A 10,379-nucleotide genomic window follows, 5' to 3' on the forward strand; every position below is an offset into this window, starting at 1 on the left:
GCGATAGATTGTGCGCCGCCTAGGAAGTTTGGAATGTCGTTAATACCAACAACGTCGAACCAGAACACAGGGTAAAGAGCGTGGTGCATACCAACTGATAGGAACAAACGGTTGAAGAAACCAAACAGACCAGCACCCACTGCGCCCATGCTTTCAAGTTTAATACCCAGAACGATCAGAGCGTCGTAAACAGCTGGCCAGATGTAAAGTAGAGCAAAAGAGAGAGCCATACCTGCGATTGAGGTCAGGATAGGAACCAAACGCTTACCGCTGAAGAACGCTAGAGCTTGAGGAAGTTCAACGGTTGAGTAGCGGTTGTAGATCTCAGCAGAGATGATACCCACAATGATACCTACGAATTGGTTGCTGATTTTGCCAAATGCCGCTGGCACTTCACTGAGTTCAACATCCATTAACTGAGCAACAGAGCCCGGAGCAAGTAGCGTGGTGACGACGAGGAACATCACAAAACCAGACAGTGCCGCAGAACCATTCTTATCACGGCTCAAACCAAATGCGACGCCCACCGCGAACAGAACCGCCATGTTGTCGATGATCGCGCCACCAGATTTGATCAAGAATGCGGCTAAGATACTTTCTGAACCCCAACCAACAGGATCCAACCAATAGCCGATCCCCATAAGGATTGCTGCAGCTGGCAGTGTGGCTACGGGAACCATCAATGCCTTACCTACTTTTTGCATATACCCGAGTATATTCATATGTGCCCCTAAGTTTGTAATTAATTTTTTTAATGTTTCTGCTCGTCAACGCATGGAGTCAAAGATTGATCGAGGCAGGATTTTAAGTAACTGCGGCTATTAAAAACTTATTTCTTAATGCAAACAAACGAAACGGGTAGTAGTATGAATTAAAATTTTTAATGCATGAGTTCGTATGGCTAACCATCAATCTTTACTTAGAAATCTTCATACTTTTAATGTTGCTGCCGAGAAAATGAGCTTTACGCTAGCGGCGAAAAAGTTGCATCTGACTCAGGGAGCCGTTAGCCATCGAATCAAAGTGTTAGAAGGTGAACTCGGATTTAACTTGTTTGTGCGAGGGACTCGTAAACTGGAACTAACGGAAGAAGGCCAGCGCTTTCAACGAACGTTATCCAAGTCGTTAAGCTCTATTTTTGGTGAGATCGAAGACATTACCAACACAGACTTGTATGGACAGATCAATATCGGTACCAGTCCTGCATTTGCCAACAGTTGGTTACTACCAAGACTGGCTGATTTTAAAAAGCGATATCCTAAGTTTAATCTCAACATTTTCTCGCAAGAAGAGCAGGATTTTCATCAAAATCATCTCGATGTCGCCATTTACTATGGTGCTGAAGATCTCAAAGACATGCATCGACAGCGCCTGTTCGGTGAAAAGTATATTCCGGTGTGTACACCGAGTTACGCGGCTGAGCACGACATCTTTGATGATGGCTTAGAATCGCTGCACCGGATTAATTTCATTCATGCACTAGGGTCAGATGTATGGCAGCGTTGGATTAAACACCACGGCTTGGATGTGAACTTGTTTGAGCAATTTTACTGCGTGAGCCACCGAGATATGGGCGTAAGAAGTGCCCTCAGCAATATTGGTGTGGCGATGGGGCGCTATCATTTTGTTAAGCAGTATGTTCAGACTGGTGAGCTCATAACACCTTATCCGAGCATGGATACAGACCAAGGGTATGACTTAATCTGCCCGCTAGGCACGGAAAAACGGCCTAAGGTAAGAACCTTTATTAAGTGGTTAGAGGGGCAGTTACGCTAGGTTAGTTAATTTAGCAATTAGATAGTTCAAAACAGAATTTATTATCTTTATAACCATCCATCATAATAAGCCATATAAATAACGGATTATAGAATAAGGTCTTATTATGAAAATTGCCCTCATCATTGCGGTTTTACTGCAGATAGGCCAAGCGATCATCTCATCGGGGTTGACTCGTTCGTTGGCTGAGCTCACCGCATTTGTGTTGGTTGTGGTACTTGTTTTAATGAAAAGAGAGAGCAAGAAGAGTGATAAGCCCCTGTTTGATTCGTGATTGTTGCAACAAAGAATACCCTTACCACAAACGATAAAGGCAAAGCCCATTGGAGCTTTGCCTTTTTGTTTTGTTGTTCGCTAACCTGAGTGTCTAGGTAACCGAACAACCATCTAAAGTGTTTCTATGCAGGCTAGGCGAGAGTTAACCACGCCAATGAACCCGTTGAGATCATGACCCACATTGTAATACCAAACATCAGTGGTTTCGGCCCTGCTGCTTTTAACTTCTCAACTGAAATACCACAGCCAATTAAGAACAAACACACCACCAGTGCTCGCTTAGACACATCAAAGATTCCTTGATAGACCATCTCAAATTGTGGCAGTAAGTCACTCACCGCGATAGCGGCGCAATAGAAGAAAATGAAGTAGGGAACCGTAATTTTCTTTTGATCGTTCTTGAAGATCATCGCACTGATTAAAGCGATTGGGATGATCCAAAGTGCACGAGCGAGCTTCAATGTTGTCGCTGTCGTCAGTGCTTCTTCGCCATACGCTGAAGCTGCACCTACGACAGAAGACGTATCGTGAATCGCGATGGCTGCCCAAGTACCAAATGTTTGTTGGCTGAGCTCAAGCGCGTGACCAATCATCGGGAATAAGAATAGAGCAACCGAGTTCAATACGAATACAGTGGCTAACGCCAAGCCAATCTGTTCATCGTCTGCTTTGATCGCAGGTGCCACTGCTGCTATCGCGCTACCACCACAAATCGCAGTACCAGAAGAGATAAGGTAGCCTGTAGTGCGGTCTAACCCCATTCGTTTCGCCAAGAACCAACCAATGACTAATGTACCGATAATCGTTGTTACAATGAGCCCAATACCATCGCCTGTTACTGCTAATGCTTTTTCAAACTGAATACCAAAACCTAATCCAACAATAGAGTAGGCCAGTAGCTTTTTGGTGAGTTTGCCGACTTCCAAGTGTTCAGGGACTAAACCTAAACTAGCAAGCAGGAAACCGATAACCAGGGCTGTCGGTGAGCTAACCCAAGGCGTTAAGCAAAACAGTGCAGCAAGATAAAATGGAACGGACTTTTTTAGGTTCATTGTATTTAGAGTCTTGTTTTGTTGTGGCGTTATTGTGATGAGACCACTATACGTTCAATAAAATGATAAGTAAGTCTAAATGAATTGAACAAACGTTAAGGAAAACTTAACGCTTGTTCAGCTGATATGAATAAATGGTTGGTTAACTAGCTTAGTGATCCACGAAGGTCAGAGACTGACTGTCGAAGCGTTTCACAAGAGGCCTCTTTAGGTGAAATCGGTTCGCCCGCTTCTATCTCTAGCTTAGTCCAGAAGCGAGTCGGTAACCCTTTGCAGGCACGGCCTTTGTAACGACTAAAGTAGCTACCCCATAATCCTTTAAGAGCCATAGGAATCACAGGGACAGGGGAACGTTTGATGATCAGCTCCATACCACGCATGAACTCAGCCACTTCGCCATCAGAGGTGAGCTTTCCTTCTGGGAAAATACACACGATGTGGCCTTCATGCAGGGCACGCTCTACTTCTTTGAAAGCGTTTCGAATCGAGTTGCGGTTGGTCGCGGAGATTGGAATCACCCCTGCTCTTTTCAAGAAACGTCGAATGGGCGGTAACTTGGTGTAATCCTCTTCCATCACAAAACGGATCAAGCGAGGGCAAACCGCACTCAGCAGCAGTGCATCCATATAACTCACATGGTTGCAGACAATCAACGCACCGCCCTTTTCTGGCAGGTGATGTAAGTTCTTATGTTTAACTCGGTACATGGTGTGAGTGACCACCCACGTAAAGAAGCGAAAAGCGTAGATAGGCACCTGATAAAACAGGTACAACATCACCAAAGTGTTGCCCACTGCGAGCAAGATAAACAGCTGTGGAATCGAAAGCTCTAGAATACTAAGGCAAACAATACCTAAAACCGCACTTCCCACCATGAACAGTGAGTTATAAATATTGAGCCCGGCAATCACTTGGGCACGTTCATCTGGCTTGGCGCGTAACTGCATCAGTGAATACAGAGGAACGATAAAGATACCGCCAGAGATACCCAATAGAAGAAGGTAAGCAAACAGTGGCCACAGCTCTGAGTAGGTGACGAATTGATGGAAAGAGCTAAAGTCAGGCAAAGACTCCGGGATGGATATCGCCATCAAAAGACCGAAGATCGAGATACCTAAGCTGCCCATTGGCACGATGCCGATTTCAATGCGGTGATTCGATAACTTATCGCAAGCCAAAGAGCCGATTGCTATGCCTACCGAGAACAGTGCCAGTAAAAAGGCGACCGAGCTTTCAGTGCCGTTTAGATGCAGTTTAGTGAAGTTGGGAAACTGAGTTAGGTAAGCCGCACCAAGGAACCAGAACCAACTGATAGACATCAGAGCTTGAAAGGTCGAGCGATCTTTTTTGGCAATCGCCAGTGTGGCGCGGGTCAGTTTTACAGGTTGCCACTTTACTTTAAGGTCTGGTGCATTACTTGGCGCATGTGGGATAAAGCAGCTCGATACATAGCCAAGCACGGCGAACGAAACAATACACACCGCAGCGATGAGCTTCGCGCCTTCTTCAGATGCAATGATGCCTGCGCCTAGAGTACCAATCAGGATCGCTAAGAATGTACCTGTCTCAACAAGAGCATTACCAGATACCAGTTCTTTTGTTTCTAACTGTTGTGGAAGCAGGGCGTATTTCACCGGGCCAAAGAAAGCACTCTGCGTTCCCATAAGGAACAGAAGCAGCAGTAATATGCCGTAGCTTTCGTAGATAAAACCGACCGCACCCAGTGACATGATCACTACTTCGAGGAGCTTAACTTTACGGATAAACCACGATTTTTCGTATTTGTCAGCCAGTACACCGGCTAAAGCTGAGAATAGGAAGAAGGGCAGAATAAAAAGGCCAGCGGCCAAATTAATGAATAGATTGCTGGAAATAGGCAGCGTGTCTACGCTTGCGAAAGCAACAAACAGTAACAGGACATTTTTGAATATGTTGTCGTTAAAGGCTCCTAGAAATTGGGTAATAAAGTAGGGTAGGAACCTTTTTTGCGTTAACAGCGAAGATTGGCTGCTGTTGTTCATTGTCTTTCCTTGGATGATTACCAGTTGGTTAAGTAGTTTGAGACTAGGTTATTGATCAGCTCTTTACCATCAATAGGCTCAGAGGCGAAAAATTTATCATCAACGCTAAGTAGAGTAATTCCGTGTACTCCAGACCATAATACACGGCTGGCTTTAACGACTTCGCTTTTCGTATGTTCAGGAGCGATCGCTACCAGCAACTGTTCTAGCATGCCTGTCATTCTATCGATGCGATTCGATTGCCATTCAGGAAGGTTTTCACCGTTCATGTTGTGCTCAAAGATAAGCTGCCAACGGTGAGGGTGTCTCTGTGCAAAATCGTGATAGCAGTAGGCAAGGTTGAATAGAGCTTGTTGAGGGTTGCTCGATTGTTCAACAGCTGCAGCAGATTCTGACGCCAGTTCATCTAATGTTTGAGCGACCACATGCAAAAGCAGTAGGTTGTAGTTACCAAATACATTCACTAAGGTACTTGGAACGTAACCAATCATATTGGCGATTTTACGTAGACTTAGCTCGTGATAAGAGTGCTCTTCTAAGAAGTCGGTTACCGTTTTTAAGGTTAATTGCACTAATTGTTCGCGAGTATGATCGTTTCGTCTTGCCATGGGTACTTTCTATTAAATGAACATCGTTCAATATTTTAATGCTGCCCCTGAGTGCCGTCAATCCCTTCGCTAGTTTAGTAATCAATTAATAGCCGCAATATTATGATACATGTGTAAACACGGTGAATATTTCATTGTTCTTTGTTAACGAGTATGATTAAGGTGTCGAAAGATAAAAAACCTATAAAGGATAATAATGAAACGATTTTTCTCACTAGTCGCGATCCTGTTGGTAACAGTCGCGGTGACGCCAATCGCGGAAGCGAAAAAGTTTGGTGGTGGTAAGTCATTTGGCAAAAGCTTTAAAACGGCTCCAGCACCAAAACAACAAAACACGAATTCGATCCGTCAAGATCAAACGGGTAAGAACACAGCAGCTAACTCTAGCAAGAAAGGCCTTATGGGTGGTCTGCTAGGTGGTTTACTTGCTGGTGGTCTTTTAGCTGCCTTCTTTGGTGGCGCATTTGAAGGTATCCAGTTCATGGATATTCTGATTATGGGTCTGATTGCTTTCCTAGCGTTTAAATTCCTACGCGGAATGTTGGGCGCGAAGCAGGGCTCAATGAATCAGCAGAATGCACGTGGCCAACAGCCAGCATTCGGCGGCATGGGTCAGAACAAGTTTGAACAACCTAAGCAACAACCAAATGTTCATAACTTCGAGCAAGCACAACCTCAATCACAAGGCACTGCTGGTGGTTTCGGTTTTGGTGCACAAAGCGATGTTCCACATAACTACCCACCGGGCTTTGATCAAGCGGCATTCATCAATGGTTCTCGTGAGCACTACCGTACACTGCAAGGTGCATGGAATCACAACGAACTAAACACAATTGAAGAATACGTATCTCCAAGCCTATTTGAAGACCTAAAAGCTGAGCGTAATAAGCTAGACGGTGATCAGCACACAGACGTAATGTACGTTGATGCTGAAATCGTTCGCGCAGACCACGATGGTAGCAAAGCACAGCTAAGCCTTCAGTTTAGCGGTCGTTACCGTGACACAGCGGATGGCGTTGAAGAAGATATCACTGATATCTGGCACCTAGAACGTGACCTAACAACTAACAATGCACCTTGGTTAATTGTTGGTATTCAAGGTTAATTCCAGGATTTAACTCAACATCAATAGGATGTAGTTATTCGGAATAACACCAAATAATAGAAAGCCCCTGCTGAGAAATCAGCAGGGGCTTTTTTGTGTGCTGAGGGTAGCAAGCCAGTCATAACTAGGTTCTTAGAACGGCTACTTCTCTGTTTTGATAGAGAGATTCAAATTTGAGAGGCAGTACTTTGAAAGCGGACATTTGTCCTCAATGCTTTGTGCCATTACTCCTTATGATTGCGCCAACAAAACAAATAAGGAAACATTATGACTGCACATATTGCTGGCACTGCTGAGGATTTCGCATCTACAGTAATTATGCCGGGTGACCCACTACGAGCGAAATACATTGCTGAAACCTACTTAGAAGACGCAAAACTCGTGACTGATATTCGAAACATGCTTGGATACACTGGCTATTACAAAGGGCAGCGCATCTCAGTTATGGGGCATGGCATGGGTGTACCATCAATGGTTCTCTATGGTCACGAACTGATTAATGACTTCGGTGTTAAGCGCATTATTCGTATCGGCAGTGTTGGTGCAACGCAGAAAAATGTCATGATGCGTGATGTGATTTTGGCACAAGCTGCCGGTACAGACTCTCCAACTAATGCCAAGCGCAGCAGTGGCTATCACATGGCGACATCGGCAACGTTTGAGCTTTTACATAATGCTTACCTTTCAGCAAAAGAGAAGAATATAGATGTTAAAGTTGGCAACGTGTTTACTGGCGACCTTTATTACGATCCTGATGAAGATCTTATCCCTGCCTTAGAGCGTTTTGGGGTGCTTGGTATCGATATGGAAGTTGCAGGCTTATACGGGCTAGCACAACAATTTGGTATTGAGTCATTAGCGATCCTGACGGTGTCTGATCATTGTATCACGGGTGAGGAGACCACCGCAGAAGAGCGTCAGCTTTCATTCAACAACATGATTGAAATTGCTCTAGAAACGGCAATCAAAGCTTAAGCCTGTGTGGAGGGCTTAAAGTTAAGCTCTCCCAAATTAAAACATCTAACCTACGAGCCCTTGGAGTGAACAATGAAAAATAAAATGACACTCACTGCTATCAGTTTCCTCGCTAATTTCGTTATGGCGGGCTTTGCGACACAATTTGGTATGTTGGTCGAGCCAATAGCCAATGCATTTAACGCGAATGTAAATGAAGTAGCATCAATATTTTCTTTATTAAATGGTGGAGCACTAGCCGGCACTATTGCGGCTTTCTTCTTAATTGAAAAAGTCGGTATTAAACGCATGACGGTGTTGTGCTATGGCATTATCGCACTGTCCTCATTAGGCCTTTACATTGCACCTTCGTTATCGATCGTGATGTTATGTATGGCTATTATTGGTTTTTGTGGCGGTGTTGGTCTGTGTATCGCTGGTACTATTGTCGTTTCATTATGGAAAGACAAAATTCAGAGCACAATGTTAGTGGTACAAGACGCGACATTTAACATTGCAGGTGTTGTGTTCCCAATGATCACCACTTACGCACTTACTAATGCAATGAATTGGAGCATCAGTTACTTGAGTGTTGGCGTGGTTGCATTGGCAACAATGTTTATCGCTTTGCTGACTAACTTCAATCAATGTGGTGATGAAAGCGCAACACAAACTGAATCAAAGTCTGAATGGAACTTCGGCATTATTAGTGGTGGTATCGGACTATTCTTAGGAATGCTTGCCCTTTATACTTTCTTAACTTGGGCTCCAATGTTTGTGAAAGAGAAGTTCGATATTCCATTTGAACAAGCGGGTAACATTATTACTCAGTATTGGTCAGCAGCGTTGGTTGGTGCTTTAGTTTCGACTGTCATTGTGTCGCGTATGAAGATTCAGTACTTCTTATTGACGATCATTACACTTGCAATGGTGATAACGAGCGTCATCGTTACTACAAATCAACTAGAATGGCTCTCTTACCTGACTTATGGTTACGGGTTTGCTTGTGCTGCACTTTATAATGCTTTCATTGCTTATGGTGTGTCATTTGTTCGCAATGCATCAAGTAAGAATGTTTCTTATATATTGGTTAGCGGCAGTGCTGGTGCAATGTTTAGCCCTGCGATTAGCTCTATGATGGAAAGTATTGTTGGCTTACAAACAGTTATGTATGCCATCCCTGCAATATATGCTGTTGTGTTGGTGATGCTTATTGCATCTACAAAGTACAAAGCAAGCCAATCCAATCAAACTCAAACTGCATAAATAGTTATCGGTTTAAGCGACACTGAAAAGGTCTGTATTTGTGCAGGCCTTTATTGCTCCGCAAATTTTTTAAGCCCTTCTAGATCAAGAATCCTTAGTCCTTTCTTTTCTTTAGCAATAAAACCTTTGCTCTCAAGCTCTTTCACCGCGCGGCGGTAGACTCTATCAGTCGTAGCGAAGCGTTCCGCTTCAAGATAGTTCTTTTGAAAGCCATCGACGGGTAAGTCATTCAAATATTGATGATAAATATCGTAGGCAACATTATAAGTAATCGGATATAGAAGACGCCTTGTTAGGATCTCGACCGTGTCTTGATAGTCAATAGCGATAGCGCTAGCGAAATAGAGAGAAAGCCTAGGTTGTTCTAACAAGTACTTCTTTAGCTTTTGAGCATCAATGATAGATACGTTAACGGGCTCGATTGGCATAATATCCATTTGGCATCGGTATCCGGTAAAGAATTCCATTTCCCCGAAGACTTGTTGCTCACACTCAAGAGTACCTAACAAAAATGTTTTACCGTTGCGAGCTGTCATTCCCATGGAAACTCTTCCAGAATCAACAAGGTAAAGGTTATCTACATGCTCTCCTTGAGTTAATAACTTCTCATTTTCCTCAAATATTCTGCTCGTACAAATACAATCACGAATGGTTTGTTCGATTAGTTGCTTGTCTTCGGTCCACTCAGTTTCGAAGCGACCTTTTCCTAGGGTTTGTAGCTGCATATTTGATTTTAATTCAGTTGTTGAGAGAAGTTTCTCAACTTGGGTGATAGGTTATCAAGATCGTTGAACGAGAAAGGTAACGGGTACAGTGAAATATTATACACAGAAACGAAAAAAGCCAACTCAATGAGTTGGCTTTTCGATTTTCCAATTAAGGAGAATATGGTGGAGGGAGACGGATTCGAACCATCGAAGGCAGTGCCGGCAGATTTACAGTCTGCTCCCTTTGGCCACTCGGGAACCCCTCCAGGGTGTGTCTTACTTTTCACAAAGTAAGCCTAAATTGATGTTTTCCCATAAGCCCATCAATCAGGTTGTTCTCTTAACTCTTAAAAGAGGTAAGAAGAATATGGTGGAGGGAGACGGATTCGAACCATCGAAGGCAGTGCCGGCAGATTTACAGTCTGCTCCCTTTGGCCACTCGGGAACCCCTCCAGGGTGTGTCTTACTCTTCACAAAGTAAGCCTAAATTGATGTTTTCCCATAAGCCCATCAACTAGGTTGTTCTCTTAACTCTTAAAAGAGGTAAGAAGAATATGGTGGAGGGAGACGGATTCGAACCATCGAAGGCAGTGCCGGCAGATTTACAGTCTGCT

Annotated in this window: 10 protein-coding genes and 2 tRNA genes; 5 read left to right on the forward strand and 7 right to left on the reverse strand. The window is 43.9% G+C overall.

From position 1 onward, the window contains the following. The coding region (locus IQQ51_RS27335; RefSeq protein ID WP_228012979.1) for a PTS transporter subunit EIIC at positions 1 to 704 on the reverse strand (704 nt) is incomplete at its 3' end. 193 nt (positions 705 to 897) lie between these two features. Here IQQ51_RS27335 and IQQ51_RS17965 point away from each other — a divergent pair. Both IQQ51_RS17965 and IQQ51_RS17970 read left to right on the forward strand, forming a co-directional pair. Further along, positions 898 to 1,776 carry a LysR substrate-binding domain-containing protein gene (locus IQQ51_RS17965; protein ID WP_048613079.1) on the forward strand — a complete coding sequence of 293 codons (879 nt, stop codon included), beginning with the start codon at positions 898 to 900 and terminating at the stop codon, positions 1,774 to 1,776. Positions 1,777 to 1,882: 106 nt separating this feature from the next. Beyond that, positions 1,883 to 2,050, forward strand: coding sequence for a hypothetical protein (locus IQQ51_RS17970; RefSeq protein ID WP_017068947.1), 168 nt, complete (start codon positions 1,883 to 1,885; stop codon positions 2,048 to 2,050). 133 nt (positions 2,051 to 2,183) lie between these two features. Here the strand turns inward: IQQ51_RS17970 and IQQ51_RS17975 are convergent, their stop codons facing one another. From IQQ51_RS17975 to IQQ51_RS17985, 3 genes are all read right to left on the reverse strand, one after another. Beyond that, positions 2,184 to 3,104, reverse strand: coding sequence for a YeiH family protein (locus tag IQQ51_RS17975; protein WP_048613077.1), 921 nt, complete (start codon positions 3,102 to 3,104; stop codon positions 2,184 to 2,186). Positions 3,105 to 3,250: 146 nt separating this feature from the next. Then, positions 3,251 to 5,125, reverse strand: a complete 1,875-nt coding sequence (locus IQQ51_RS17980) for an MFS transporter (RefSeq protein ID WP_193841712.1) — start codon at positions 5,123 to 5,125, stop codon at positions 3,251 to 3,253. 17 nt (positions 5,126 to 5,142) lie between these two features. After that, on the reverse strand, positions 5,143 to 5,733 hold the full coding sequence (locus IQQ51_RS17985) for a TetR/AcrR family transcriptional regulator (protein WP_017064073.1): 591 nt from the start codon (positions 5,731 to 5,733) through the stop codon (positions 5,143 to 5,145). Between the two features lie 196 nt (positions 5,734 to 5,929). On the opposite strand from IQQ51_RS17985, the gene IQQ51_RS17990 reads away from it, so the two are divergent. The 3 genes from IQQ51_RS17990 (at position 5,930) to tsgA (ending at position 9,058) form a co-directional block, all read left to right on the forward strand. Further along, complete coding sequence (locus IQQ51_RS17990) at positions 5,930 to 6,838, forward strand: Tim44 domain-containing protein (protein WP_017060179.1); 909 nt, start codon at positions 5,930 to 5,932, stop codon at positions 6,836 to 6,838. A 267-nt stretch (positions 6,839 to 7,105) separates the two neighbouring features. Beyond that, entirely contained in the window at positions 7,106 to 7,813 is a 708-nt protein-coding gene (gene deoD, locus IQQ51_RS17995; RefSeq protein ID WP_061033645.1) for a purine-nucleoside phosphorylase, read from the forward strand. Between the two features lie 72 nt (positions 7,814 to 7,885). Then, positions 7,886 to 9,058 carry an MFS transporter TsgA gene (gene tsgA / locus IQQ51_RS18000; protein ID WP_086970545.1) on the forward strand — a complete coding sequence of 391 codons (1,173 nt, stop codon included), beginning with the start codon at positions 7,886 to 7,888 and terminating at the stop codon, positions 9,056 to 9,058. Between the two features lie 50 nt (positions 9,059 to 9,108). On the opposite strand, the gene IQQ51_RS18005 is transcribed toward tsgA, so the two are convergent. The 3 genes from IQQ51_RS18005 to IQQ51_RS18015 all read right to left on the reverse strand — a co-directional run bounded on the left by IQQ51_RS18005 (position 9,109) and on the right by IQQ51_RS18015 (position 10,218). Beyond that, positions 9,109 to 9,783: a Crp/Fnr family transcriptional regulator gene (locus IQQ51_RS18005; protein WP_193841713.1), complete on the reverse strand. Its 675-nt coding sequence runs from the start codon at positions 9,781 to 9,783 to the stop codon at positions 9,109 to 9,111. 163 nt (positions 9,784 to 9,946) lie between these two features. Continuing rightward, a tRNA-Tyr gene (locus IQQ51_RS18010) sits at positions 9,947 to 10,031 on the reverse strand. 102 nt (positions 10,032 to 10,133) lie between these two features. Beyond that, a tRNA-Tyr gene (locus tag IQQ51_RS18015) sits at positions 10,134 to 10,218 on the reverse strand. Positions 10,219 to 10,379: the final 161 nt, after the last annotated feature.

It is taken from the genome of Vibrio sp. OPT18, assembly GCF_015163615.1.
GTDB lineage: Bacteria > Pseudomonadota > Gammaproteobacteria > Enterobacterales > Vibrionaceae > Vibrio > Vibrio coralliirubri.

Bases quoted from the DNA above. Each gene is read 5' to 3' on its own strand.
- IQQ51_RS17965 (WP_048613079.1), top strand. From the start codon at position 898: ATGGCTAACCATCAATCTTTACTTAGAAATCTTCATACTTTTAATGTT.
- IQQ51_RS17970 (WP_017068947.1), top strand. From the start codon at position 1,883: ATGAAAATTGCCCTCATCATTGCGGTTTTACTGCAGATAGGCCAAGCG.
- IQQ51_RS17975 (WP_048613077.1), bottom strand. From the start codon at position 3,104: ATGAACCTAAAAAAGTCCGTTCCATTTTATCTTGCTGCACTGTTTTGC.
- IQQ51_RS17980 (WP_193841712.1), bottom strand. From the start codon at position 5,125: ATGAACAACAGCAGCCAATCTTCGCTGTTAACGCAAAAAAGGTTCCTA.
- IQQ51_RS17985 (WP_017064073.1), bottom strand. From the start codon at position 5,733: ATGGCAAGACGAAACGATCATACTCGCGAACAATTAGTGCAATTAACC.
- IQQ51_RS17990 (WP_017060179.1), top strand. From the start codon at position 5,930: ATGAAACGATTTTTCTCACTAGTCGCGATCCTGTTGGTAACAGTCGCG.
- deoD (WP_061033645.1), top strand. From the start codon at position 7,106: ATGACTGCACATATTGCTGGCACTGCTGAGGATTTCGCATCTACAGTA.
- tsgA (WP_086970545.1), top strand. From the start codon at position 7,886: ATGAAAAATAAAATGACACTCACTGCTATCAGTTTCCTCGCTAATTTC.
- IQQ51_RS18005 (WP_193841713.1), bottom strand. From the start codon at position 9,783: ATGCAGCTACAAACCCTAGGAAAAGGTCGCTTCGAAACTGAGTGGACC.